The 22,494-nt window shown below is 67.7% G+C and carries 24 protein-coding genes and 1 pseudogene; 11 read left to right on the top strand and 14 right to left on the bottom strand.

The features are described 5' to 3' along the window. Positions 1-87: 87 nt before the first annotated feature. A complete protein-coding gene (locus tag SBI67_RS13000; protein WP_318980949.1) occupies positions 88-975 on the bottom strand; it encodes a TIGR03854 family LLM class F420-dependent oxidoreductase in 888 nt (295 codons plus the stop codon). Positions 976-1,080: 105 nt separating this feature from the next. Between SBI67_RS13000 and SBI67_RS13005 the strand changes: the two genes are divergently transcribed. Both SBI67_RS13005 and katG read left to right on the top strand, forming a co-directional pair. Next, positions 1,081-1,533, top strand: coding sequence for a Fur family transcriptional regulator (locus tag SBI67_RS13005; protein WP_318980950.1), 453 nt, complete (start codon positions 1,081-1,083; stop codon positions 1,531-1,533). A 33-nt stretch (positions 1,534-1,566) separates the two neighbouring features. Further along, positions 1,567-3,804: a catalase/peroxidase HPI gene (katG, locus tag SBI67_RS13010; RefSeq protein ID WP_318980951.1), complete on the top strand. Its 2,238-nt coding sequence runs from the start codon at positions 1,567-1,569 to the stop codon at positions 3,802-3,804. Positions 3,805-3,854: 50 nt separating this feature from the next. Here katG and SBI67_RS13015 read toward each other — a convergent pair whose 3' ends face one another. From SBI67_RS13015 to SBI67_RS13035, 5 genes are read right to left on the bottom strand one after another with little or no spacing between them, the layout of a single operon-like run. Then, a complete protein-coding gene (locus SBI67_RS13015) occupies positions 3,855-4,919 on the bottom strand; it encodes an ABC transporter ATP-binding protein (protein WP_318980952.1) in 1,065 nt (354 codons plus the stop codon). Beyond that, positions 4,916-5,716: a carbohydrate ABC transporter permease gene (locus SBI67_RS13020; RefSeq protein WP_318980953.1), complete on the bottom strand. Its 801-nt coding sequence runs from the start codon at positions 5,714-5,716 to the stop codon at positions 4,916-4,918. The genes SBI67_RS13015 and SBI67_RS13020 overlap by 4 nt, the downstream gene beginning before the upstream one ends. After that, on the bottom strand, positions 5,713-6,585 hold the full coding sequence (locus SBI67_RS13025; RefSeq protein WP_318980954.1) for a carbohydrate ABC transporter permease: 873 nt from the start codon (positions 6,583-6,585) through the stop codon (positions 5,713-5,715). The genes SBI67_RS13020 and SBI67_RS13025 overlap by 4 nt, the downstream gene beginning before the upstream one ends. Continuing rightward, positions 6,582-6,800 (bottom strand): hypothetical protein, encoded by a 219-nt coding sequence (locus SBI67_RS13030; RefSeq protein WP_318980955.1) that lies wholly within the window; start codon positions 6,798-6,800, stop codon positions 6,582-6,584. The genes SBI67_RS13025 and SBI67_RS13030 overlap by 4 nt, the downstream gene beginning before the upstream one ends. Before the next feature lies 1 nt (position 6,801). Continuing rightward, positions 6,802-7,932 carry an ABC transporter substrate-binding protein gene (locus tag SBI67_RS13035; protein WP_318981325.1) on the bottom strand — a complete coding sequence of 377 codons (1,131 nt, stop codon included), beginning with the start codon at positions 7,930-7,932 and terminating at the stop codon, positions 6,802-6,804. A gap of 113 nt (positions 7,933-8,045) precedes the next feature. On the opposite strand from SBI67_RS13035, the gene SBI67_RS13040 reads away from it, so the two are divergent. Then, a complete protein-coding gene (locus SBI67_RS13040) occupies positions 8,046-8,840 on the top strand; it encodes an MBL fold metallo-hydrolase (RefSeq protein WP_318981326.1) in 795 nt (264 codons plus the stop codon). Positions 8,841-8,844: 4 nt separating this feature from the next. Here SBI67_RS13040 and SBI67_RS13045 read toward each other — a convergent pair whose 3' ends face one another. Together SBI67_RS13045 and SBI67_RS13050 are read right to left on the bottom strand one after the other, a co-directional pair. Continuing rightward, entirely contained in the window at positions 8,845-9,765 is a 921-nt protein-coding gene (locus SBI67_RS13045) for an extracellular catalytic domain type 1 short-chain-length polyhydroxyalkanoate depolymerase (protein ID WP_318980956.1), read from the bottom strand. Positions 9,766-9,992: 227 nt separating this feature from the next. Then, positions 9,993-10,382 carry an NYN domain-containing protein gene (locus tag SBI67_RS13050; protein ID WP_318980957.1) on the bottom strand — a complete coding sequence of 130 codons (390 nt, stop codon included), beginning with the start codon at positions 10,380-10,382 and terminating at the stop codon, positions 9,993-9,995. Positions 10,383-10,407: 25 nt separating this feature from the next. Between SBI67_RS13050 and SBI67_RS13055 the strand changes: the two genes are divergently transcribed. From SBI67_RS13055 to SBI67_RS13075, 5 genes are read left to right on the top strand one after another with little or no spacing between them, the layout of a single operon-like run. Continuing rightward, complete coding sequence (locus SBI67_RS13055) at positions 10,408-10,848, top strand: helix-turn-helix transcriptional regulator (protein WP_266047675.1); 441 nt, start codon at positions 10,408-10,410, stop codon at positions 10,846-10,848. 5 nt (positions 10,849-10,853) lie between these two features. After that, a complete protein-coding gene (locus SBI67_RS13060) occupies positions 10,854-11,273 on the top strand; it encodes a VOC family protein (protein WP_318980958.1) in 420 nt (139 codons plus the stop codon). A gap of 15 nt (positions 11,274-11,288) precedes the next feature. Further along, positions 11,289-11,672, top strand: a complete 384-nt coding sequence (locus SBI67_RS13065; protein WP_318980959.1) for a DUF1801 domain-containing protein — start codon at positions 11,289-11,291, stop codon at positions 11,670-11,672. Beyond that, the gene (locus SBI67_RS13070; RefSeq protein ID WP_318980960.1) at positions 11,669-14,020 is read left to right on the top strand and encodes an ATP-binding cassette domain-containing protein; all 2,352 of its coding nucleotides are present in this window, start codon (positions 11,669-11,671) and stop codon (positions 14,018-14,020) included. The genes SBI67_RS13065 and SBI67_RS13070 overlap by 4 nt, the downstream gene beginning before the upstream one ends. A 38-nt stretch (positions 14,021-14,058) precedes the next feature. After that, the gene (locus SBI67_RS13075; RefSeq protein ID WP_318980961.1) at positions 14,059-14,616 is read left to right on the top strand and encodes a DUF4334 domain-containing protein; all 558 of its coding nucleotides are present in this window, start codon (positions 14,059-14,061) and stop codon (positions 14,614-14,616) included. 69 nt (positions 14,617-14,685) lie between these two features. Here SBI67_RS13075 and ripD read toward each other — a convergent pair whose 3' ends face one another. Beyond that, positions 14,686-15,312 carry an NlpC/P60 family peptidoglycan-binding protein RipD gene (ripD, locus tag SBI67_RS13080; RefSeq protein ID WP_318980962.1) on the bottom strand — a complete coding sequence of 209 codons (627 nt, stop codon included), beginning with the start codon at positions 15,310-15,312 and terminating at the stop codon, positions 14,686-14,688. Between the two features lie 218 nt (positions 15,313-15,530). After that, on the bottom strand, positions 15,531-16,025 hold the full coding sequence (gene tpx, locus SBI67_RS13085) for a thiol peroxidase (protein ID WP_266047681.1): 495 nt from the start codon (positions 16,023-16,025) through the stop codon (positions 15,531-15,533). Positions 16,026-16,103: 78 nt separating this feature from the next. Here tpx and SBI67_RS13090 point away from each other — a divergent pair, with 78 nt between their 5' ends. Beyond that, positions 16,104-16,997, top strand: coding sequence for an aminoglycoside phosphotransferase family protein (locus SBI67_RS13090; protein WP_318980963.1), 894 nt, complete (start codon positions 16,104-16,106; stop codon positions 16,995-16,997). 6 nt (positions 16,998-17,003) lie between these two features. Here the strand turns inward: SBI67_RS13090 and SBI67_RS13095 are convergent. Further along, positions 17,004-18,050 (bottom strand): annotated as a pseudogene (locus SBI67_RS13095) (cytochrome P450); the annotation flags it as partial. A gap of 41 nt (positions 18,051-18,091) precedes the next feature. On the opposite strand from SBI67_RS13095, the gene SBI67_RS13100 reads away from it, so the two are divergent. Both SBI67_RS13100 and SBI67_RS13105 read left to right on the top strand, forming a co-directional pair. Beyond that, a complete protein-coding gene (locus SBI67_RS13100; protein WP_318981327.1) occupies positions 18,092-19,333 on the top strand; it encodes an acyl-CoA dehydrogenase family protein in 1,242 nt (413 codons plus the stop codon). A gap of 13 nt (positions 19,334-19,346) precedes the next feature. Further along, the gene (locus SBI67_RS13105; RefSeq protein WP_318980964.1) at positions 19,347-20,132 is read left to right on the top strand and encodes a tyrosine-protein phosphatase; all 786 of its coding nucleotides are present in this window, start codon (positions 19,347-19,349) and stop codon (positions 20,130-20,132) included. A gap of 45 nt (positions 20,133-20,177) precedes the next feature. On the opposite strand, the gene SBI67_RS13110 is transcribed toward SBI67_RS13105, so the two are convergent. The 3 genes from SBI67_RS13110 to SBI67_RS13120 are packed head-to-tail and all read right to left on the bottom strand — an operon-like array spanning position 20,178 to position 22,482. Then, positions 20,178-20,660, bottom strand: coding sequence for a DUF456 domain-containing protein (locus tag SBI67_RS13110; RefSeq protein WP_318980965.1), 483 nt, complete (start codon positions 20,658-20,660; stop codon positions 20,178-20,180). Further along, a complete protein-coding gene (locus SBI67_RS13115) occupies positions 20,657-21,622 on the bottom strand; it encodes an NADPH:quinone oxidoreductase family protein (protein ID WP_318980966.1) in 966 nt (321 codons plus the stop codon). Before SBI67_RS13115 ends, SBI67_RS13110 begins: the two co-directional genes overlap by 4 nt. Beyond that, on the bottom strand, positions 21,619-22,482 hold the full coding sequence (locus SBI67_RS13120) for an SDR family oxidoreductase (RefSeq protein WP_318980967.1): 864 nt from the start codon (positions 22,480-22,482) through the stop codon (positions 21,619-21,621). The genes SBI67_RS13115 and SBI67_RS13120 overlap by 4 nt, the downstream gene beginning before the upstream one ends. Positions 22,483-22,494: the final 12 nt, after the last annotated feature.

A 22,494-nucleotide genomic window follows, 5' to 3' on the forward strand; every position in this document is an offset into this window, starting at 1 on the left:
TTGAGGTTGTCCTCTCCTTGACACTGGCTGCAATCCTCTACGCCCGGCCACTGTCGCGTCAACGCGGACTCACAGACTCGGGCCGGCTCAGTTCTGCCTCGGCAGCAGCTCGCGGGCGAATCGGTCCACGAAATCGGCCGAATCCGGGTCTGTACCGAGTGGCCGGATCACGAACTTGGTCAGGCCCGCATCGATGTACGCGTCGAGTTGCCGGTGCAGGGCCGGCCAATCGGCTGCGACCAGCGTCGCCGGGTCGAGGTCGGGTCGCCGGGCGCGCACCGCCGCGGCGACCGCGTCAGGCAACTCGCCTGTGCCCACCGCGAGATTGATCCCGTAGTGGTCGGCCTCGATCACGCGACCGGCCCGCTCGGCGGCCTCGACGATGGCCCGACGCGCCTGGCCCGCCTCCTGCGGTGTCAGGAAGCTGCCCAGCCAGCCATCGCCGAGTGCGCCGATCCGCCGGTAGGCCGCCTGCGACGATCCGCCGATCCAGATGTCCAGCGGTGCAGCCGATTTGGGTATGATCACGGCGTCTCGGACGCGGTGATGCTCCCCGGTGAAGTTCACCGGCTCGGTGCTCGTCAGCACGGTCCGCAGCAGTGTCAGGGCTTCGTCGAACACCGCGGCGCGCCGACCGTCGGGCACGGGGAACAGGTCGCGCTCGGCGGGCAGCGCCGAGCGCAGACCGAAAACCGGTAGCACCCTTTTGGGTGCCAGAGCGGCCAGCGACACCAACTCCTTGGCCACCAGCACGGGGTGCCGGCCCGGCAACACCGCCACCGACGTGCCGACCTTCAGCCGGTCCGTCCGCGCCAGCGCGTACGTCATCCCGACGACCGGGTCGATGGCCGGGGAGTACACCAACTCCGAAAACCACAACGAGTCGACGCGGGCATCTTCGAGCTGATCGACGAGCGCCGGCAGGGCGGCGGGGCCCACCCCTGCTCCCAGCCCCACTCCGAAGCGGATCTTCATGGTGCGCATAACACGTCGGCGCGGGGTTTTGTGCCGGTACGGCAGTTAGACGCAGCCATGAAAGAAAATGTTTAACGAGTCCAGTTAAGGGGCAATAGTGATGCCGTGGCGTCAGAGGCGGAGTACGCGGACCTGCTCAGGGCCGCCGCGCTGCGAGTGACCCGACCGCGTATTGCGGTGCTGGATCAGGTGCAGGCCCATCCCCACGCCGACACCGAATCGATTTTCCTCGCGGTGCGCAACGTCCTGCCCGACGTCTCACGCCAAACCGTCTACGACGTGCTCAACGCCCTGACCTCGGTGGGCCTGCTGCGTCGTATTCAGCCGCTGGGGTCGGTGGCCCGCTACGAGACCCGGGTCGGCGACAACCATCACCACGTGGTGTGTCGCAATTGCGGCACCATCGCCGATATCGACTGCGCCGTCGGCGCGGCACCATGCCTCACACCGGCCGACCTGGACGGTGCCATCGACGGTTTCGTCCTGGACGAGGCCGAAGTCATCTACTGGGGCCTGTGCCCCGACTGCTCTCCCTCGGTTTCCCGATCGCATCCGTGATCCAGCCCTGTCACCAACCCGGAAGGAAATGTTGTGTCATCCGATACGTCCGACAGCCGTCCCCCGCATTCTGATGCCGGCACCGCCAGCAACAGCGAGAGCGAGAACCCGGCCATCTCGTCGCCGAAGCCCAAGGCGCACGGCCCGCTGACCAACCAGGACTGGTGGCCGGAGCAGATCGATGTGTCGCGGCTGCACCCGCATGCCCCCGCGTCCAACCCGCTCGGTGATTCTTTCGACTACGCGGCGGCCTTCGCCACGCTCGACGTCGAGGCCCTCAAGGCCGACCTGTTATCGGTGATCACCACCTCCCAGGACTGGTGGCCCGCCGACTACGGCAGCTACGCCGGCCTGTTCATCCGGATGAGCTGGCATGCCGCGGGCACCTACCGCATCTTCGACGGCCGCGGGGGTGGCGGGCAGGGCCTGCAGCGCTTCGCTCCGCTGAACAGCTGGCCGGACAACGCCAACCTGGACAAGGCGCGCCGGCTGCTGTGGCCGGTGAAGCAGAAGTACGGCAACAAGATCTCCTGGGCGGATCTGCTGGTGTTCGCCGGCAACGTGGCGCTGGAGTCGGCGGGTTTCCAGACGTTCGGATTCGGCTTCGGCCGCGAAGACGTGTGGGAGCCCGAGGAGGTGCTGTTCGGCGAGGAGGACACCTGGCTGGGCACCGACAAGCGGTACTCCGGGGAGCGGGACCTGGCGCAGCCCTACGGTGCCACCACCATGGGTCTGATCTACGTGAATCCTGAAGGACCGGAAGGTAATCCGGATCCGCTGAAGGCAGCTGTGGACATCAAGGAGACGTTCGGCCGGATGGCGATGAACGTCGAGGAGACCGCCGCGCTGATCGTCGGCGGCCACACCCTGGGCAAGACCCACGGCGCCGGCGACGGCGACTTGGTCGGCCCGGAGCCCGAAGGCGCCCCGATCGAGCAGCAGGGCCTCGGGTGGAAGTGCCCGTTCGGCTCCGGCAACGCCGGCGACACCATCACCTCGGGTCTGGAGGTGGTGTGGACGCCCACCCCGACCAAGTGGAGCAACTCGTTCCTGGAAATCCTGTACGGCTACGAGTGGGAGCTGGTGAAGAGCCCGGCCGGGGCGTGGCAGTTCGAGGCCAAGGATGCCGAGGCCATCATCCCGCCGCCGTTCCCCGGTGCCCCGAACCGCAAGCCCACCATGCTCGTCACCGACGTGGCGATGCGGGTGGATCCCGAGTTCGGCGCGATCACTCGACGCTGGCTGGACCATCCCGAGGAACTCAACGAGGCGTTCGCCAAGGCCTGGTACAAGTTGTTGCACCGTGACCTGGGCCCCATCTCACGTTATCTGGGCCCGTGGGTTGCCGAGCCGCAGCTGTGGCAGGACCCGGTGCCGCCGGTCGAGGGTGAGCTCATCGACGATGCCGACGCCGCGACGCTGAAGGCCAAGATCCTGGATTCCGGGCTCTCGGTGCCGCAATTGGTGAAGACCGCCTGGGCTTCAGCCTCCAGCTTCCGCCGCACCGACAAGCGCGGTGGCGCCAATGGAGCCCGGATTCGTCTTGAGCCGCAGCGAGGTTGGGAAGCCAACGAGCCGTCCGAGCTGGAAAAGGCACTGCCGGTGCTGGAACAGATCCAGACGGAATTCAACGCCGGCGGAGCGAAGAAGGTGTCGCTCGCCGATGTCATCGTGCTGGCCGGCAACGCCGCGATCGAGAAGGCCGCCAAGGACGGCGGCGTCACGGTGTCGGTGCCGTTCACCCCGGGCCGCACCGATGCCACCCAGGAGGACACCGACGTCGAGTCGTTCGCGGTGCTGGAGCCGCGGGCCGACGGCTTCCGCAACTACGTGCGCCCCGGGGAGAAGGCTCCGTTGGAGCAGCTGCTGCTGGAACGTGCCTACCTGCTGGGCGTGACCGGGCCGGAACTCACGGTGCTGGTCGGCGGTCTGCGGGCGTTGGGCGCCAACCACGGCGGCAGCAAGCACGGGGTGTTCACCGACCGGCCGGGCACGCTGAGCAACGACTTCTTCGTCAACCTGCTCGATATCGGCACCGAGTGGAAGCCGTCGGGGACCCAGGAGAACGTCTACGAGGGCCACGACCGCGCAACCGGTGAGCTCCGGTGGACCGCGACCGCGAATGACCTTGTGTTCGGCTCACATTCGATACTGCGGGCGGTCTCCGAGGTCTACGCGCAGGCCGACGGGGCGGAGCGGTTCGTCAACGACTTCGTCGCCGCGTGGGTCAAGGTGACCGACAACGACCGGTTCGACGTCAAGAAGAAGTAGCGCGATTCGTGCACGTTCTGTCACGCCTGACGTGACAGAACGTGCACAAATCACCGGGATAGGCGTGTTCCGGTCGCGGCGTCGAAGAGGTGGGCGCGGCCGGGCCGTACCTCGACCCGCACCGGGGCGCCCGGTTCGGGCACCGTCGGCCACGCCGCCACCGTCGAGGCCTCCACCACCGCCGTCAGCCGGTGCGCTCCGGCCTTGACGATCAGCACATAGCGCGGGCCGAGCAGCTCCACCACGTCGACCCGGGCGGCACCGTCCGGGTCGGGTGTGACCACCAGATCCTCGGGCCGCACCCCGAATATCACGGGCCCGTTGGTACCCGGCGGGACCGGCCAGCGCAGGCCGGCGGCGTCGAATATGCCCTCGTGCACCGACCCATCGACGAGATTGGTACTGGGCGATCCGATGAAGCCGGCCACGAACGTGTCGGCCGGGCTGCGGTAGAGCTGCTCGGGTGTCCCCCGCTGCGCGATCCGGCCCGCGTTGAGCACCACCAGCTGGTCGGCGATGGTCATCGCCTCCTCCTGGTCATGGGTGACGTACAGCGCGGTGATGCCGAGTTCCTGCTGCAGACGCCGGATTTCGGAGCGCAGTTCGACGCGGAGTTTGGCGTCCAGATTGCTCAGCGGCTCGTCGAACAGGAACACCGACGGCGTCCGTACGAGTGCCCTGGCAATGGCCACCCGCTGCTGCTGACCCCCGGAGAGCTGCCGGGGTTTACGGGCCAGCAGTCCCTCGATGCCGACGCGGGCGGCCGCGGCGCGGGCCCGCTCGGCGGCTTCGTCCTTTCCCACTCCCGCATTGCGCAGAGGGAAGGCGATATTGCCCGCCACGCTCAGATGCGGGTACAGCGCATAGTTCTGGAAGACCATCGCCACATCACGGTCCCGGGGCGCGGCCGCGGTGACATCGCGGCCGTCGATGCGCACGGTCCCGGCGTCGGCCGCCTCCAATCCCGCGGCGATCCGCAGTGTGGTGGACTTACCGCATCCCGACGGACCCACCAGCACGGTCAGCGATCCGTCCGGCAGGGTCAGATCCAGCCCGTCGACGACGGGTGCGCCGCCGTAGGTCTTGGTGATGCCCGCAAGTTCGACGGTCGTCATTTGGTGGCCCCGGCCGTCAGGCCGCCGACCAGGAACCGTTGCGCGGCCAACGCCAGTACGTACACCGGCAGGATCCCCAACAGACCGGCCGCGGCCTGCTGGCCGAACTGGACATTGCGGTCCCCTTGGAACAATGACAAACCGACGGTCAACGTCTGGCTCTCCTTCGTGACGGCGAGGTACACCGCGAACAGAAAATCGTTGTAGCTCAAGAAGAAAACGACCAACAGCGCGGCGACGATGCCCGGCCACAGCAGGGGCAGCACCGCCCTGCGGAAGGCGCCGGCCACGGTGAGCCCGTCGATCACGGCAGCCTCGTCGATTTCGACCGGAATGCGGCGCACGAAACCGTCCAGCAGCCACGCCGCGACGGGGACGTTGGCCACCCCGTTGACGAGCACCAAGCCGAGCACGTGATTGGTCAGCCCGAAGTCGCGCAGCAGGAAGAACAACGGGATAATCGCGACGACCGGCGGAGCACAGTAACTGGCCAACAGGGCCGTCAGCAGCCGCTCGCCACCGAACCTACGGGCGGTGAAATACGCTGCCGGAGTGGCGATCAGCACCGCGAGCACCGCCGCACCGAGCGCCGAGACCCAGGAATTCTGCAGCATGGTGCCCAGCGCGATGGTGTCGAACACCGAGACGAAGTTCGCCGCCGTCCACTCGGTCGGCAGCAGACTCGAGTTGAGCACGTCGCCCGGCGGGCGCAGCGAGAGCGAGACCAGATACCCGATCGGCAGCAGGGCCACGAGGATGGCCACGGCCAGGGTGGCCCATACGATTCTGCGACTCATGACGCCTCGGCCCGCACGGCGCGCGCCCGCGCCGTGGTGAGCACGGTGGCCACCGCGCCCACCACGGCGGCGAACACCAAGGTCTGGGCGGCGGCGGTACCCATGTCGAAGCTGCCCCGCAGCCCGGTCTGGTAGATCACGTACGGCGCCAGGGTAGTTGCGAACCCCGGCCCGCCCGAGGTGATTACCACAATGAGGTCGAAGACCTTGTAACCGATCACCAGTTCCAGCACCAGGACCGCCAACGCGGTCGGCGCGATCGCCGGCCAGGTGACGGTGGCGAAGGTGCGCCACGGTCCGGCACCGTCGATCCGCGCGGACTCCAGCAGTTCCTGTCGCACCACCCCGAGTGCGGCGAACAGGACGAGTACGGCGAACGGTGTCCACTGCCAGACATGGATGACCAGTAACACCACGAACGCACCGGTGCCCGACCCCAGCGGGTTGAACCCGGCGAGGCCGACCGCGCCGAACAGGCCGGCCAGGCCGCCACCGACCGGGGCCAGCAGCAGTTTCCAGGCGACACCGATCAGCACCGGTGCCGTCACGAGCGGCACTAACAGTAATGCGCCCACTGCCCCGAATCGGGTTCCGCGAGCCCTCAACAGCACCGCCAGGGCCAGCCCCAGGACGGTGGTCAGCACGGTGGCAGTGACGGCGAACAGCGTCGAACGCCACAACGACGGTGTGAATGCCGCCGCGGCGAATGCGGTCTGGAAGTTGTGCGCTCCGTTGAACGCGCGCAACGGATGAGCCAGCGACGAATCGGTCAGCGCCAGCGCGACGAGGTACACGGTCGGATAGACGAGGAACAACACCAGTCCGGCGATGGCGGGCAGGGCCAACCAGAGCGGGACGCGACGGGTCATGTCGCGGTGTTCTCCCAGCTCTTCTGCGCGTTCTCCAGCGATTGTTCGACGGTCTGGGTGCCGGCGATCGCCAGTGCCAGCTGATCGACCAAATCCTGCAACAGCTTCGGAGCGCCTTTCTCCTTGGGCCACACCAGCGGATTGCCGTTCAAGCCTTCCCGGATCGGGGCGATGGCCTTGGTGACCACCTTGGCATAGCCGTCCGAGTTGAGCACATCACCGCGGACCGGATCGATCCCGGCACCCGCGGTGGAGGACGCCTTGAGATTCTGCGGCGTGGCGGTGGCCCAGTCGAGGAACGCGGCCGCGGCATCCTGGTGCTTGGAAGCGGTCGAAATGCCAAGTCCGAAACCGGCATCCAGCGCGGTGGCGGGGGGTGGTGTTGGTGCCACCGACGGGCAGCGACACCGCACCCCATCGGCCGGCGATCTTGGACGCCGACGGGTCCTCGGCGCGCAATGCCATATCGGTCCAGGTGTCCAGCAGCGCGCCCTGCCCGGTGAGGAACGCGGTGTTGGCCTGGTCGAAGCCGACCTGCAGGGGTGTGGGCAGGGCCACCGGCGCGACCTCGACGAGGTGTCGCAACGCCGCGATGGACGCATCCGACGTCAATGCGGGTTTCCCGGCGCTGTCGACCAATTCGCCGCCGTAACCGGTGAGCCGGTTGATGTACGAGCAGCCGAGGATCATCGGAACCTGTTGGCCGGAAACGATGGCCCCATACGCCGCACCATGCGAGTCCCTGGTGATCTTGGCTGCGATGGCGTCGTATTCGTCCCAGGTCTTGGGCGGTTCGACCTTGTACCGCTCGAGCAGCTCGGCGTTGTAGAACAGGATGTGCACGTCGCCGTCGTAGGGCAGACCGTAGCGTTTGCCGCCCAGCAGCGTGTAGGGGTCGTAGACGGATTTCAGGTAGCCGTCCACCCCGATGGCCGCCTTGTTGGTGTCGACCCAGTCGGTCAGGTCCACCAGCGCACCGGCATCCACCAGATCCCCGAGACCGAAGTAGAAGTAGTCGAACACATCGAATTCGCCTGTGCCGCTCTGCACATCGAGAATCTGCTTGCTGGTCAGCTGGTCATACGGGGCCGCCGTCACCTCGAGGGTGCCGCCGGTTTCGCGCTGCCATGCCGGGGCCAGCACATCGCGGAAGGACGTCACGTGAGGCTGATTGACCAGCAACTTCAACGTCACGCCGGTGAACTTGCCGGACACCGGCGCGTTCGAGGCCAAAGCATTACCGCCGCCCGAGGATCCACAGGCAGCCAGCGCGGGACCCAGCACCGCCGCTCCCCCGGCAAATCCCAACAGATGAAGCGCGCGACGGCGCGAGAAGGCGGAAGACATCACGTGTGGTGACGGTATGTCGACGCCCGGGGTGAGCACGAGGGAAAAACTCACCGCGATCTTGAATGGGCCGGCCGGCGTGGCGGCTAGGCTGAGATCCCATGCCCGACATCATCGACGCGCAGCGGCGCGATCTCGGTTTCGCCGTACTCGGCGGTCCGACCACGGTGATCGACATCGCCGGACTGCGACTGGTGATCGATCCGACCTTCGATCCCGCGGGCGACCACGGGTACCTCACCAAGACGGCCGGACCGGCCGTCCCGGCCGAGCAATTGGGTGCGGTGGACGTGGTGCTGGTCAGCCACGACGACCATCCCGACAATCTCGACACCGCAGGCCGTGGGTTCGCCCGGCGCGCTCCGGTGCTGTTGACCCACCCGAGGGCCGCCGAGCGCCTGGGACCGTCGGCGCGGGGGCTGGAGACCTGGCAGAGCATCGACCTGCCCGGTGGACACGGACATGCTGTCACCGTGCAGGCGGTACCTGCGGTGCACGGACCCGCGGACGGTCTCCGCGACCAGAACGGTCATGTCAATTGCGAGGTAACGGGTTTCGTGGTGTCGGGCGCCGGCATCCCGACGGTGTACCTCAGCGGAGACAACGCCTCACTGGACGCCGTCCGGGCCATCAGGGACCGAGTCGGCGAGGTCGACATCGCGGTGCTGTTCGCCGGTGCGGCCCGGGTCGCGACCAAGGAGCGCAATCGGCCGCTGACCCTGACCGGGCAGCGGGCCGCGGCGGCCGCCGAGGTGCTGGGTGCCAAGGTGGTCATCCCAGCCCACCTGGACAGCTGGGCGCATTTCAGCGAGGGGCTCGACGAATTCGTGACCGCCTTCGACGACGCGGGTCTGGGCCGGCTGATCGCCACCACCCCGCACGGCCAATGGATCGTGCCGCGCCTTTAGCGATTCAGCGACCGTGTGAGTCGAAGAACCGCCACGAGGCCTCCGAGGCGTCGAAACCGCGGCTGGCCAATCCCACTGCCTGCGCGGGCAGCACCTCCGGGGCGCCGGGCCAGGTGTGCCCGCCACCGTCGACGCGCATGAACACCACCTCGCCACCGGGTGCGCACTGCGGATAATCGATGCGATCGGTGTGTGTCCCATCCCCGCTCGGCGCGAGCGGCTGCTGAGCGGGCGTATCGGCACAACCGTTGAGCTGACGCCACCGTTGCACCAGCGCCGGGGCCGACACGATGTCGCTGACCCCGCCGCGACCCGTCATCGGACCGCCGTCGAACGGGACGATCGGGTCGGCGGTGCCGTAGGTGGCCATCACCGCGACCGGACGCGACGGCGAGCAACCCACGTTCGCGCCGAGCGTGCCGGCGACCGGAGCGATGGCGGCGAACAGATCAGCGCGGTCACAGGCCAACCGATTGGCCATGAACGCGCCGGCCGACAGTCCGGTCACGTAGACGCGGCCGGGGCTGATTCCCAAGTCGGACACCAACTTCGAGGCCAGCGTGGTGAGGAAGCCGACATCGTCGACGCCTTGGCGGTCCGGGACGGACGCACCGCGGCCGTCGGCCCAACTCATATCGAGACCGTCGGGGTAGGCCACGGCGAAGCCGTGGGCGTCGGCGACGGCGTCGTAGTGCGTGAGGGCGGCCTGGTCGCGGCCGGTCGCCCCGGCCGCGTGCAGGTTGATCACCAGTGCCGAGGGCCGGGATCCGGCGGGCACATGCAGCTCGTAGGTCCGGACCAGGCCGCCGAAATCGAGCGCCGCCGCGCGGGCCGAGGGGGCGCAGCCGGGTACGGCACCGGTGACGCCGAGGAGCCAGGTGACCGCACCCAGCACCGCGCCGGCGTTCTTCAGAAGCTCACGCATCCGCGCACCGTAGAGCGCTCAGCCGAACAGCAACCGAACGGCAGATGACCGGGTGCGGGCACAGCACACGCGCACTCCCGCCCGATCCGGCGTCCAGATTTCGCGACACAGATCTTGTCTATCAGAGTTCACCGATTCCCGTGCCGCAATGCGCCGGGTGGTGTGCGGCGACACCTCGCAACCCGATGCGGGATACTGATCGGATCGAAAGACGTTGCGGGAAGCCGTTATCGATCGTCCATCGAGCTTGCGGCATCGAGCACGGCGCGGAACCTGGCCGCCGGACACACCTGCGCGCCGGCGGCGCGAACCCGACCGGCCAGCACACCATCCGAAGTCACCACGGTGATCCGATCCCGCCGGGGGTCGTGCTGGAGCAACCGGACGATCTCGTCGTCGGCCGAGTCCGCGGCGGCGGCCGGCGCATGCGCGATCATGATCAAATCGGACCCGATCGGCGGCGAGGGCGGCCGCTCGAAGACGACCGTCACCCGATCGCCGTCGACCACCCATTTCTCCAGCCGGGCCACCAACGCGACCATCGCACCGTGCCGGTCCTTCCACCAGCCGTCGGGCCGCGATCCGATCACGTTCATCGCATCGACGATCCAGTGCACGTCTCGACGTTAGTAGAGTCCGGATATGGACTCCACGGAGCAGCGGCTGCGCGACCTCAAGCTGTTGCGCCGTGTCCGGGACCGGATGGACCGCGAGTACGCCCAACCGCTGGACGTCGAGGCCCTGGCGCGCGGGGTGAACATGTCCGCGGGGCACCTGTCTCGGCAGTTCAAACTCGCCTTCGGCGAGTCGCCGTACTCCTATCTGATGACCCGGCGGATCGAACGTGCGATGGCGCTGCTGCGGCGCGGCGACCGGACCGTTACCGAGGTGTGCTTCGCGGTGGGTTGTTCGTCGCTGGGCACCTTCAGTACCCGATTCACCGAACTGGTGGGCGTACCACCCAGCGTGTACCGCGACCAGACCGCCGGTATCACCAAGGGGTTGCCGTCCTGTATGGAGAAGAACGTGACCAAACCGATCAGGAATCGAGAAGCCCCTGCGGTTGGCCTGCACCTAGCGTGAACTGCATGCCGAACACCGACATCACCATTCACAACACCTTTCTGCCGCACGACGACCCGGAGGAATCGCTGGCGTTCTACCGCGACATCCTCGGATTCGAGGTCAGGTTGGACGTCGGTGCGGGCAAGATGCGCTGGATCACCGTCGGACCGCCGAACCAGCCGGGCACCTCGATCGTGCTGCACCCACCCGCTGCCGACCCCGGCGCCACCGACGAAGAACGCCGCACCATCGCCGAGATGATGGCCAAGGGCACCTACGCCATCATCGTGCTCGCCACCAAGGACCTCGACGCCACCTTCCAGCGCTTGCAGGCCACCGAAGCCGACATCGTCCAAGAACCGACCGCTCAGCCCTATGGCGTCCGCGACTGTGCCGTGCGTGACCCTGCGGGCACCATGATCCGCATCCAGGAAGTGCACTGAGAAGGAGTGTCGGCAATGGCGACGACATCTGATGGCGACTCGGCGACCGACCTGATCGACGCACGGATCCGCGAGCTGTCCGACTGGCGTGGGGACACCCTGGCCCGGGTGCGAGAGGTGATCCACCGGGCCGACCCCGATGTCATCGAGGAATGGAAGTGGCGGGGCGTGCCGGTGTGGTCACACGACGGCATGATCTGCACCGGGGAAACCTACAAGGACTACCTCAAACTGACGTTCGCCAAAGGCGCCAAGTTGCCCGACCCCAGTGGCCTGTTCAACTCCAGTTTGACCGGAAACACCAGGCGCGCCATCGATATTCGTGAGGGCGACGAGATCGACGAGGACGCCTTGACGGCGTTGATACTGGCGGCGATCGAGTTGAACACGGCGCGATGAGCGCCGGCGCCGACAGCCACGACCGGATCCGCGTCACCGGAGCGCGGGAGAACAACCTCAAAGATGTGAGCATCGAGTTGCCCAAGCGCCGCTTGACGGTGTTCACCGGGGTGTCCGGATCGGGTAAGAGTTCGCTGGTTTTCGACACCATCGCCGCGGAATCTCAGCGGCTGATCAACGAGACCTACAGCGCCTTCGTGCAGGGATTCATGCCGACGCTGGGCCGCCCCGACGTCGACGTGCTGGACGGCCTGACCACCGCCATCATCGTCGACCAGCAACGCCTGGGCGCCGATCCCCGCTCCACCGTCGGCACCGCAACCGATACCGGGCCCATGCTGCGCATCCTGTTCAGCAGGCTGGGTACACCGCATATCGGTTCACCGCAGGCGTTTTCGTTCAACGTGGCCTCGATCAGCGGCGCCGGGGCGGTGAAGATGGAACGCGGCGGCAAGACCGTCAAGGAGCGCCGGGAGTTCAGCATCACCGGTGGGATGTGCCCGCGCTGCGAAGGACGCGGCGTGGTCAACGATATCGATCTGGCTGCCCTGTACGACGAGGCCAAGTCGCTCAACGACGGTGCGCTGAGCATCCCCGGCTACAGCATGGACGGTTGGTACGGCCGGATCTTCCGGGGCTGCGGATTCTTCGACCCGGACAAGCCGATTCGAAAGTTCACCAAGAAGGAACTGGACGCACTGCTGTACAAGGAGCCGACCAAGATCCAGGTGGACGGGATCAACCTCACCTACGCCGGCCTGATCCCGACGATCCAGAAGTCCTTCCTGTCCAAGGATGTCGACGCGATGCAACCGCACATCCGCGCCTTCGTCGAACGTGCGGTGACCTTCGCCGTCTGTCCGGAGTGCGACGGCACCAGACTGTCCGAGTTGGCGCGCTCGTCGAAGATCAAGGGCCGCAACATCGCCGACGTGTGCGCCATGCAGATCAGCGATCTGGCGGAATGGATCACCGGGATCGACGAGACAGGCGTGGCACCGCTGCTCGCGGCACTGCGCCACACCCTGGACTCCTTCGTCGAGATCGGATTGGGTTATCTGTCGCTGGATCGGCCGTCGGGCACGCTTTCCGGCGGGGAAGCTCAGCGGGTCAAGATGATCCGCCAGCTCGGGTCGGCGCTGACCGATGTCACCTACGTGTTCGACGAGCCCACGGTGGGTCTACATCCGCACGATATCGCCAGGATGAACGACCTGTTGCTGCGGCTGCGCGACAAGGGCAACACCGTGCTGGTGGTCGAACACAAACCCGAAGCGATCAGGGTGGCCGACCACGTGGTCGACCTCGGCCCGGGAGCGGGCTCCGCGGGCGGCCAGGTGGTGTTCGAAGGCACCGTGGCACAACTGCGTAAGAGCGGCACCCTGACCGGACGGCATCTGGATTACCGCGCCAGGTTGAAAGACGCCGTGCGTGAACCCACCGGCGCGCTGGAGGTGCGCGGCGCCGACACCCACAACCTGGTGGGCGTGGATGTCGACATCCCCCTCGGTGTGCTCGTCGTGGTGACCGGGGTGGCCGGGTCGGGTAAGAGCTCGCTGATCCACGGGTCGGTGGCCGGGCGCGACGGGGTGGTGGCCGTCGACCAATCCCCCATCCGGGGTTCGCGGCGCAGCAATCCCGCGACCTACACCGGGCTGCTCGAGCCCATCCGCAAGGCCTTCGCCAAGACCAACGGCGTCAAACCGGCCTTGTTCAGCGCCAACTCCGAGGGTGCCTGCCCCGCCTGCAAGGGTGCCGGCGTCATCTACACCGACCTGGCGATCATGGCCGGGGTGGCGACAACGTGCGAGGAATGTGAGGGCCGACGGTTCGATGCCGCGGTGCTGGAATACACGTTGGGCGGGCACAATATCAGCGAGGTTCTGACGATGCCCGTGACCGAGGCATCGGACTTCTTCGCCGAGACGGCCGCGCTGCCGGCCGCGCACAAGATCCTGGAACGTCTCGCCGATGTCGGACTCGGCTACCTCACGCTGGGCCAACCGTTGACCACGCTGTCCGGCGGCGAGCGGCAACGGTTGAAGCTGGCCACTCACCTCGGCGAGAAGGGCGGCGTCTATGTGCTGGACGAGCCGACCTCCGGGCTGCATCTGGCCGATGTCGCGCAGTTGCTGGCGCTGCTGGACCGGATCGTCGACTCTGGCAAGTCGGTGGTGGTGATCGAACATCATCAGGCGGTGATGGCACACGCGGACTGGATCATCGATCTGGGCCCCGGCGCGGGACACGACGGTGGTCGGGTGGTGTTCGAGGGAACGCCCCGCACCCTTGTGGAACGGCGCGCCACGCTGACCGGCGAGCACTTGGCGGCCTACGTCGGCGTCTGACGTTGCCCAACTTGACGCCTGTCAAGTATGGTCGCGGCATGCTCGCTCAGGACGTTCTGCCGACCGTGCCAACCACCACTGCCGAGGCCCTCGAGGTGTTCGACGCCGCGCCTGCGGTGGATCCGGACTTCATGCTCGGCACCTGGCGCGGCGCCGAACTGCCGACCGGTCATCCGCTGGATGGGCTGCTTGCCGCCAGTGGTTGGTGGGGTAAGCAGTTCCTGGGCGCCGAGAAGGTTCATCCGCTGCTGTTCCCCACTGCCGACCGCGCGGGGTTGTGGGCGATGAACCCGCTGCTCGCCTTCGCCGGACTCGGCCCCACCAGCAAGCTGCCGATCCTGAAATCCGCGTCGTTGCAACGGCCGATCTCCAGGCTGCGACCGATTCTGGGCACCTCTGCCCCGAAGGCCCGGCTGCGGACCACCAGGTATCGCGACATCGACACCGCCACGATGATCTACGACCAATTGCCCATCAACGACGTCTTCCGCCGGCTGTCCGACGACGAGGTGATCGGTGCCATGGATCTGCGCGGCGTCTCCCGGCCCTATTTCTTCGTGTTGCGCCGGGACGCCTCGCTGCCGGTGCGGACCTAATCAGCGACGTGTGCACGTCCTGTCATCTCTGGGGTGACAGAACGTGCACAAGTCGCCGTCCAGACGGGGTCAGGCGATGAGGCGAACCAGGTACGGGGCCATGGTGTCCGTGCGCACCGGTGACACGGTGACCACCGGACTGGTGGCTTCCAGCATCTGGCCGTTCCCCAGGAACAACGCCACACTCTGGGTACCGTCCGGCCCGAAGAAGATCAGGTCACCGGGCAGGGCCTGCGACGGCAACACCTTCTGGCCCACCTTGTACTGCTCACCGGAAGATCGGGGGAGTTTGAGCCCGACACCGGCGAAGGCGTAGACGATCAGGCCGGACGCATCGAACCCGACGACGTTGGCGTTGGGGTCGACCGTCGGCGCCGCGGCCGTCGGCGCTGCCAGTCCGGGGAAGTTCAGACCCGGGACCAACCCGGGGGCTCCGGCAGCCACCTGAGGTGTGCCGAACCCGGTGGCCGGGTCGGCGGCCAGCGGTGTGACATCTTGCGGCACACCGCGAGTCGGCCCGCTGGCATTACCGCCACCGTAGGTGTAGGGAACCCCGCGCTGGGACAAGGCGCGCGCGATGACGAAGTCGATCGCCTGCTGGTTTCGTGCGGGTCGCCCGAACGGGTCCGCGGCGGCGATACCGGGGGTGGCCAGCAACACTGCCAAGCCGATCAACAAGGCACAGATGCGCTTCATCCGAACCTCAACTCTCTGCAATTCACGCGGGATTCACGATGTGACCCCGTAATTGACGGCCACTGAAGACATTTCTACCGCCCTCTAGGCCAGCAACCCAAATTCCATGCGGCACAACGCTGATGAGATGCAATACCGTGACCGAACGGTGATCGGCGACATGAAAAAGCGCCGATTCGCTGTGCGAACCGGCGCTTTTACGGCGTGTGGGGCGGGGCCTACTTGACCGCCGCGAGCGCGGCGTCGTAGTTCGGCTCCTGCGCGATCTCGGGGACCAGTTCGGTGTAGGCGACGTTGCCGTCGGCACCGATCACCACGACGGCACGACCGAGCAAGCCGGCGAACGGACCGTCGACGAGGGTGACGCCGTAGTCCTCACCGAAGCTGTCCCGGAACGCCGATGCCGCGATGACGTTCTCCAGGCCCTCGGCACCGCAGAACCGGCTCTGCGCGAACGGCAGATCCTTGGACACGTTCACCACGGTGGCGCCGCTGGCGGCGGCCCGCTCGTTGAAGGTCCGGACACTGGTGGCGCAGACCGGCGTGTCGACCGACGGGAAGATGTTCAGCACGACGGACTTACCGCTGAACTTGTCGCTGCTGACGGGCGCCAGATCGGTGCCGGTCAGGGAGAAAGCCGGCGCCGGCGCTCCCACAGCAGGAAGCTCGCCGACGGTGTGGATGGGGTTTCCCTTGATGGTTATCTGTGCCATGCCGACCAGTCTGTCAAAGAAGTCCCGCGGCGTGCAGGCCAGGGGCGCGAATCCCGGACCCGCTGGCAGGATGGCACGGTGATCGTCCTTCCCGAGGCGGTGACGGCCATGGCAGCCCGGGGACCGCAGTGGCAGGCCTGGGTGGATCGCCTGCCCACCCTGGTCTCCGCGCAGCTGGACGGCTGGAACCTGGTGCTCGACGGCGCACCCCGACACGGGTTCTGTTCGATCGTGCTGCCGGTACGCACCGGAGACGGCGATTCTGCCGTGCTGAAGGTGGCCTTCCCCGACACCGAATCCGAGCACGAGCATCTGGCGCTGCGCCGCTGGGGCGGGTCCGGAGCGGTCCGGCTGTTGCGCGCCGATCCGCATTCCCGGTCCCTGCTGTTGGAACGGCTGCAGGACCGAAATCTCGAGGAACTGTGGGATATCGAGGCGTGCGAGGTGGTCGCCGGGCTGTACGGGCGCATCCACGTCGCCGCGCTGCCGCAACTACGACCGCTTGCCGGCTTCGTCAGGGAATGGACCGCGGGGCTGCGAGCGCTGCCCCGCAACGCGGCGGTGCCCCGCCGGCTGGTGGAACAGGCCATCAGCCTTGGCGACGATTTCGTCACCGACGCCGCGTGCGGCGGAACGCTGATCCACGGCGACCTGCACTACGCCAACGTGTTGGCCGCCGACCGGGAGCCCTGGCTGGTGATCGATCCCAAACCGATGGACGGGGATCCGCATTACGAGCTCGCGCCCATGCTCTGGAACCGGTGGGACGAGCTGACGGGCTACGTCCGCGACGGTGTGCGGCGCCGGTTCTACACCCTGGTCGACGCCGCGGGGCTGGACGCCGACCGGGCCCGAGCATGGGTGACGGTGCGGGTCATGCACAACGCGATGTGGGAGCTGACCGAGGCGGCCGAACCAGATCCACGCTGCCTGACGACCTGCGTTGCGATCGCCAAGGCGGTGCAGGACTGACACTGCCTAGATCTGCACCGGCAACGACGCGATACCGCGCAGGGTCACATTGGGCTTGTACACCGGCTCCCCCGCCAACCGGGCGCCCGGGAACCGGGCCGTCACCGCGGACAACGCGATCGAGGCCTCCATCCGGACCAGAGCGGCCCCCAGACAGAAATGTGTGCCGTGTCCGAAGCCCAGATGCCGGATCGGGCTGCGGTCCGGGTCGAAGTCATCCGGTCGGGCGTTGACCGCGGGGTCCCGATGGGCGGCGGCCAGCAGCACGATCATGGTGTCGCCTTTGGGGACGGTGATGTCCGGCAGGACGATGTCCTCGGCGGCGATCCGGCCCAGCAACTGGGCCGGCGGGTCCCAGCGCAGCGTCTCCTCCACCACCCGGGCAGCGCGTCCGGGGTCGGCACCGAGCGCCTTCCACTGCGCTCGGTCGCGCAGCATCACCAGGATGGCGGTCGCGATCAGACTCACCGTGGATTCGTGGCCGGCGATCAGCAGCAGGTTGCACGTCGAAATGATTTCGTCCTCGGTGAGCTGGTCACCGGATTCCTCGACGGCGACCAGCGCCGAGATCAGGTCGTCACCCGGAGCGCGGCGCCGCCGCGCGATGAGCTCCCGAAAATAGGAACGCAGCCACTTCCCGGCCTCGATGCGCTCGTGGAAACCCTCCGGCACGCCGGTGGCGGCGAGGAACGGGTCGACGGTCTGTCCGAGCAGGGTGCTGGCCCGGCCGAACTGAGGCTCGTCCTCGACCGGCACGCCGAGCAACCGGCAGATCACGGCCACCGCGAGTGGATAGGCCAGACCCGTCACCGCATCGAACTCGCCGTTCTGCTGCGCGGTGTCCAGCAGATCATCGACCACCGCGGTGATCTCGGCCTGCATCGCGCTGATCACCCGCGGCGCGAACGCCTTGACGACCAGCTTGCGCAGCCGGGTGTGGTCCGGTGGGTCCAGAAACAGGAACGCCGGCGTGCGCCTTTGGTCGACCAGACCGGCCAGCCCGAATGGCCTCGGCTGCTTGCCCTGGGCGAGCTGGCGCTGCGCGATGGTCGACTTGTTCCACTTGTCTAACCAGGTGGCCTATCGTGACGGTCATGGACTTCGCGATGTCAGCCAAGGCGGCCGATTACCACCAGCGGCTTTCCGATTTCATGGTCGAGCACGTGTTCCCGGCCGAGGCCTCCTATCACGCCTATCGCGAGGAGAAGGGCCCGAAGGATCACACGGTGCCCCCGGTGGTCGAAGACCTCAAGGTCAAAGCGCGCGCCGCGGGGCTGTGGAACCTGTTCCTACCGTCGGAGTCCGGGCTGACCAACCTGGAGTACGCGCCGCTGGCCGAGCTTTCGGGCTGGAGCATGGAGATCGCCCCCGAGGTGCTCAACTGCGCCGCGCCGGACACCGGCAACATGGAAACCCTGCACCTGTTCGGCAACGAGGCCCAGCGCAAGCAGTGGCTGCAACCGCTGCTCGATGGTGAGATCCGGTCGGCCTTCGCCATGACCGAACCGGCCGTGGCCTCCAGCGATGCCCGCAATATCGAGACCACCATGCTGCGCGACGGGTCCGATTACGTCATCAACGGGCGCAAGTGGTGGATCACCGGGGCCTCGGATCCGCGCTGCAAGATCCTGATCGTGATGGGCCGCACCAACCCGGACGCAGCCGCCCACCAGCAGCAGTCGATGATCCTGGTCCCCGCCGACACACCCGGCGTGGACATCCAGCGTTCGCTGCCGGTGTTCGGCTGGCAGGACCAGCACGGGCACTGCGAGATCGTCTTCGACAACGTCCGGGTGCCCACCGAGAACCTGCTGCACGAGGAGGGCAGCGGGTTCGCGATCGCCCAGGCCCGCCTGGGACCGGGCCGCATCCACCACTGCATGCGCGCCCTCGGTGCGGCCGAGCGGGCGCTGGCGCTCATGGTCGACCGGGTGCAGACCCGCATCGCGTTCGGTAAGCCGCTGGCCGAGCAAGGCGTGGTCCGCGAGGCGATCGCCAAGTCGCGCAACGAGATCGACCAGGCCAGGCTGCTGTGCGAGAAGGCGGCCTGGACCATCGACCAGCAGGGCAACAAGGCCGCCCACGTGCTGGTCTCCCAAATCAAGTCGGTGGCCCCGCAGGTGGCCTGCGATGTGCTGGACCGGGCCATCCAGGTGCACGGCGGTGCGGGAGTCTCCGACGATTTCCCGTTGGCCCGGCTGTACGCCTGGCATCGCGCCATGCGGCTGTTCGACGGGCCCGACGAGGTGCACATGCGGACCATCGCCCGCGCGGAGCTCGGCCAGGAGAAATCGGCGTTTGCGACGGCGGCGTGCCGCGCATCGGAACGAGCGTGACACAGTAGTAACCGTGGAACTGCCGGGCGCCTGGAATTTTCGTGACGTCGCCGAGCAGACCGGGGTCCGTCCCGGCCTGTTCTACCGCGCGAGCGAGCTGAGCAGGCTCACCGACGACGGCGGCCGGCGGCTCGTCGAACTGGGTATCACCGACGTCGCCGATCTGCGGTCGCACCGGGAGGTCCAGCGGCGCGGGCCCGGCCACGTGCCCGATGACGTGCAGATCCACCTGCTGCCGTTCCACTTCGACGACGACAGCGAGCAGGACGCCCCGCACGAGTCGACGTTCCAGCGGGTGATGTCCGAGTCGCCGGCAGACGAGGACGTCACCGAATCGGCCAAGCGCTACATGGCCGAGGTGTACGAGGAGTTTCCGGCGCTGCCCGGGGCCCAGACCGCGGTGCGCCAGGTCATCTCGTTGCTGGCCGACGGCAGGCCCGTGCTCGCGCACTGCTTCGCCGGGAAGGACCGCACCGGGTTCACCGTTGCGACCGTGCTGGAGGCGGTGGGTGTCGACCGCGACACCATCCTGGGTGACTTCCTGCGCAGCAATGACGCCATTCCCGCGCTGCGGGAACAGATCCTGGAGCAGGTGCGGGCCCGCGCCGGCGAGACCCCCGAGGTGATCACCTTCGCCGAGGCCCGGCTGACCGACGAGGTGCTCGGCGTCCGGGAGGAGTACCTGGAGGCGGCGTGGCGGGTCCGCGACGAGAAATACGGCTCGCTCGGAGGTTTCCTGGACGTCTCCGAGGTGACCCCGGAGCAGATCGACTGGTTGCGCGCCGCCCTGCAGGCGTGATTTCGGCGCGCTTCTCCGCGCCCACCGCGGGTAACCGCGCCGAAATCACCAGATCAGGACGGCGCACACCCAGGTGATCGTCGCCAGCAGCGCCCCGGTGAGCTCGACGCCAACCGACAGCGCGACGCCCCTGAGGGCGTGCACCGTCGACGCCCACGCCCGGCGTTGATCGCGTCGCTTGGCCAATTCGGCCAGATACACCCCGGCGACGAAGCCGAGCACCAGGCCGAGCACGGGGATCACGAAGAAGCCGATCACACCGAGCACCGCACCGGCCACCAGGCTCCAGGTACTCACCTGGGCCTGGCGCATCCGGCGCACCGGCCACGCGTACTTGACCACCTCGGCGGTGACGAACAACGCCGCGGCGATACCCAGGGTCACCCAGCCGACGGTGCTCTGTTCGACCAGCGCCCACACCGTGATCGCGGCGAACACCAGTAATCCGCCGGGCAGCACCGGGATCACGATGCCGGCCAGACCGACGGCGATGACCAGGGCGACGAGGACGAGCCCGAGGGTGCTCACGGCACCAGGACGAGTTTGCCCTTGATCTTGCCGTCGGCCAGGGCCTGCAGCCCGGCGGCGCCGTCGGCCAGCGGGTAGGTGACCGGAGCGGGCGGACGCAGCCCGGCGGCCACCAGGGCGGCCAGCCCGGCCCCGACCCCCGCCTGGGCCGCCGGCTCGTGCCGCAGGAACTCACCCCAGCCGACGCCCACCACGCTGACGTTGCGCAATAGCAGCCGGTTCACCTTGACCGTCGGAATGCCCTGTCCGGCAGCGAAACCGATGACCAACAGGCGTCCTTCGGGGGCCAGTACCCGAATCGCATCGTCGAAGGCGTCGCCGCCGACCGGATCCACCACCACGTCCACGCCGCGCCCGCCGGTGGCGTCCAGCACCGCTTGCTTCCAGCCCTCGGCCAGCGGCAGCACCACGTCGGCGCCCACGCCGGACACGAAATCGAGGGCCTCGGCGCGATGCACCAGCGCCACCACCCGGGCGCCGAGCGCCTTCGCGATCTGGATGCTCGCCACCCCGATGCCGCCGGCCGAGCCGAGCACCAGCACCGTCTCGCCGGCCCGCAGGGCCGCACGGCGCTGCAGCGCGAAGTACATCGTGTAGTAGTTGCCGAGCAGCGCGGTGGCCGACGCATCGTCGATCGCGTCGGGCGTGGGCACCACGCTTGAGGCAGCCACCGCGACCTGCTCGGCGTAGCCGCCCAGCATGGTCATCGCCGAGACTCGCTGGCCGACGGCAAGATTCGAGCCCTGCGGCGCCGACCGCACCGTGCCGGCTACCTCCATCCCCGGGATGAACGGCGGCTCCAACCGCAGTTGGTACTCACCGCGCAACAACAACAGATCGGGGAAGCACACCCCGGCCGCGCCGACGTCGACGATCACGGCGTCACCGGACACCGGATCGTCGACGTCGGTGTAGGCCAACCCGTCGGTGCCGGTCAGGGCCTGTGCGACAAGGGCTTTCATCCGAGCTTGAAGCTCGCCGCCTGCGCCGCGGACAGGTCGGTGATCTCGCCCCACTTGGCGGCGATATCGTCCACCGTCGGCACCTCGGTGAAGGTGACGCCGTCGTTCTGGAACAGCGCGGTGCGCTGCACCTTGCCGCCGCCGACGATGAACACCGAGTCGGTGTCGGGCAGTTCCTCGGTCATCAGGTAGGCCACCACCGGTGCGACGTACTCGGGGGTCAGCTTCTCGAACACCTCCGGCGGCAGGATGTCCTGGGTCATCCGGGTGGCCGCGATCGGCGCGACGGCGTTGGTCTTGATGTTGTACTTGGCCCCTTCCTGGGCCAGCGTGTTGATCAGGCCGACCAGGCCGAGCTTGGCGGCCCCGTAGTTGGCCTGCCCGAAGTTACCGAACAGCCCGCTGGTGGAGGTGGCGACCACCACGCGGCCGAAGCTCTGCTCACGGAAGTGCGGCCAGGCCGCGCGGATGACGTTGTAGCCGCCGTACAGGTGCACCTTGAGCACCGCATCCCAGTTCTCGTACGTCATCTTGTGGAAGGTGCCGTCGCGCAGGATGCCGGCGTTGCTCACCACGCCGTCGACCTTGCCGAACTCGTCGATCGCGGTCTTGATGATGTTCTCGGCGCCCTCGGGTTCGGCGACGCTGTCGTAGTTGGCCACGGCGCGGCCGCCGGCCTCCTTGATCTCGGACACCACCTGGTCGGCCATGTTGTGGCCGGCGCCGGTGCCATCCCGGGAACCACCGAGATCGTTGACGACGACGCTGGCGCCCTCACGGGCCAGTGTCAACGCGTACTCACGGCCCAAACCGCCACCGGCTCCGGTGACGACGACGACGCGATCCTGCACTCCGGGCATGGGATTCCTCTC

This window comes from Mycolicibacterium chengduense (assembly GCF_033741155.1).
Taxonomy (GTDB): domain Bacteria; phylum Actinomycetota; class Actinomycetes; order Mycobacteriales; family Mycobacteriaceae; genus Mycobacterium.